The 796-nt window shown below is 46.1% G+C and carries 2 tRNA genes and 1 rRNA gene; all 3 read left to right on the top strand.

The features are described 5' to 3' along the window. A 16S ribosomal RNA gene (locus tag L5M40_RS22510) occupies positions 1-225 on the top strand; the annotation flags it as partial. Positions 226-324: 99 nt separating this feature from the next. Next, a tRNA-Ile gene (locus L5M40_RS22505) sits at positions 325-401 on the top strand. Positions 402-538: 137 nt separating this feature from the next. Continuing rightward, positions 539-614, top strand: a tRNA-Ala gene (locus L5M40_RS22500). The last annotated feature ends 182 nt before the right edge of the window (positions 615-796 follow it).

The following is a 796-nucleotide window of genomic DNA, read 5'->3' as shown; positions in this document are numbered from 1 at the left end:
AACTCGACTCCATGAAGTCGGAATCGCTAGTAATCGTGGATCAGAATGCCACGGTGAATACGTTCCCGGGCCTTGTACACACCGCCCGTCACACCATGGGAGTGGGCTGCAAAAGAAGTGGGTAGCTTAACCTTCGGGGGGGCGCTCACCACTTTGTGGTTCATGACTGGGGTGAAGTCGTAACAAGGTAGCCCTAGGGGAACCTGGGGCTGGATCACCTCCTTACCTATACGACTAACTTAATGTTTGTTGAGTGTTCACACAGATTTGCTTGATAGAAGAAAGAGTAAAAGATGGACCTAGTCAAATAGGTTTATCAAAGATGGGTCTGTAGCTCAGCTGGTTAGAGCGCACCCCTGATAAGGGTGAGGTCGGTGGTTCAAGTCCACTCTGACCCACCAATCCTTCCTTCTCAGCGTTGGAAAGTGACTCGTTTAGTGAACTAAACGTCGCCACTGTCCGCCTTGATAAGAAATGATTGGCAAACCAATCCTTTTAGAGGTTTGGAACATCTTACTTACTCGCACTGCATGTAAATGGGGCTATAGCTCAGCTGGGAGAGCGCCTGCCTTGCACGCAGGAGGTCTGCGGTTCGATCCCGCATAGCTCCACCATTTACACCTTATTCTGACTTTATTGCAAAGTAATAAGGCATATGCACTATGGATAGAGATGCCAAAGATAAACTTAAAAATTATCTTTGGCTTTTTTAAGCCCGCTCTTTAACAATTTGGAAAGCTGATAGTATTTAATTGCATGAGTCTGTCATGTGATTAATTACAAAACGTTTAATGCG

Source organism: Shewanella sp. SM68 (assembly GCF_025653925.1).
In the GTDB taxonomy this organism is placed as follows: domain Bacteria; phylum Pseudomonadota; class Gammaproteobacteria; order Enterobacterales; family Shewanellaceae; genus Shewanella; species Shewanella oncorhynchi.
The sequence above is the reverse complement of the archived record's forward strand: the minus strand, read 5'-3'. Positions and strand labels throughout refer to the sequence as shown.